Source organism: Thalassospira sp. UBA1131, from assembly GCF_002311515.1.
Lineage (GTDB): Bacteria > Pseudomonadota > Alphaproteobacteria > Rhodospirillales > Thalassospiraceae > Thalassospira.
In genome coordinates this window covers 3927-5410 of sequence record NZ_DCAO01000033.1, presented here as the reverse complement: position 1 = coordinate 5410, position 1484 = coordinate 3927, and the positions used below count along the sequence as shown (strand labels likewise).

Here is a 1484-nt window from a genome sequence, read left to right as displayed (position 1 = left end):
CAGCGCCGGGCACAGGAAGCGGTCCTTGCCGCGGCACGTACCGCCCCGGACGTTCTGCGCCTGACCCGCGCTGCGGTCGAGCAGCAAGCCAGTGGTACCGGTGTTGTCTATCGCGCCCGTCTGCTGGGTTTTGATGGCGAGAACGAAGCACGCGCTGCCTGTGACGCGCTCAAGCGTGAAAATGTGGCGTGCATCCCGGTCAATGCGGGTGACGCTGGCTAAAAGCCAAATCGCACAGAGATACAAAAAGGCCCGTCAGAATTTCTGACGGGCCTTTTTAATTTTGTCTTGGCTGGACGTCTTAATTAATGACCGCCCCCCGGGGCGAAGAAGTCATCCGAAGACAGACCGCTTTTGACCAGCTGATCGGTCACCTGTCCCTTCAAACGTTCCAACCCTGCATCATCGGTCGCCTCACAACGGGCCACGATAGCAGGCTGGGTGTTGGATGCACGCAGCAGCCACCAGCCATCATCGGTGCTGACACGCACACCATCAATGCCGCTGACCTCGGCACCGGCTTCGGCCAGACGGGCACGGACTTCTTCGATCAGTGCGAACTTGCGATCATCCGGGCAGTCGATACGGGTTTCCGGCGTATTAACCGCAACCGGCATGGCGGCCCGCCATTCGGCAAGGCTTTTGCCGCTTTGAACCAGAATGCGATATAGGCGCACCGCGGCATAAGTCGCATCGTCATAGCCGTAATAACGTTCGGCAAAGAAGATATGGCCGCTCATTTCACCGGCGATCGGTGCCTTTTCCTCGATCATCTTGGTCTTGATCAGGGAATGGCCGGTCTTCCACATGATGGCCTTGCCACCAATCCGGTCGACCTCGTCAAACAGGGTCTGGCTGGCCTTGACATCGGCAATGATCGCAGCCCCCGGCTGACGCTGCAAAACGTCTGCGGCATAGATCTGCAGCAGCTGATCGCCCCAAAGGACGTTGCCCTTGCCATCTATCACGCCAATCCGGTCACCGTCACCGTCAAAGGCAACACCCCAGTCGGCATTATGTTTGGCAACGGCCGCCTTGAGGTCAACCAAGTTGGCCTCGACCGTCGGATCTGGATGGTGGTTGGGAAAATTGCCATCAATGTCATCAAACAACAGATGATGCGTACCGGGCAGCTTGGCCGTCAGTTTGCGCACCACGTCACCGGCTGAACCATTGCCGCAATCCCAGACAATCGTCATCGGATTGGGAACATCACAGTCAAGTTCAGCGACAAGGCGTTCGACAAAGCGATCTTCGATATCGATGTCGCTTGCCGTGCCCTGCCCGGTTTCGAAATCACCGCTGGCGGCAATTTTGCCCAGTTGCTGAATGGCGTCGCCAAATACCGACTTGCCAGCATTAAGCATCTTGAAGCCGTTATAGTTCGACGGGTTATGCGAACCGGTGACCATGATGCCGGCATCGGTTTTTTGATCATAAACCGTGAAATACAGCATCGGGGTCGGCCCGCGACCAATGCGCAC

2 protein-coding genes are annotated in these 1484 nt (G+C 57.3%); one reads left to right on the top strand and one right to left on the bottom strand.

Annotated features, from left to right (window positions below; translation table 11 throughout):
• Nucleotides 1-222 (top strand): SPOR domain-containing protein (locus tag B3Z49_RS04775; protein ID WP_296988550.1); only part of this gene is annotated, 222 nt, incomplete at its 5' end.
• A gap of 83 nt (nucleotides 223-305) precedes the next feature.
• On the opposite strand, the gene pgmG is transcribed toward B3Z49_RS04775, so the two are convergent.
• Nucleotides 306-1484 (bottom strand): phosphoglucomutase/phosphomannomutase PgmG (gene pgmG / locus B3Z49_RS04770; RefSeq protein WP_296988549.1); only part of this gene is annotated, 1179 nt, incomplete at its 5' end.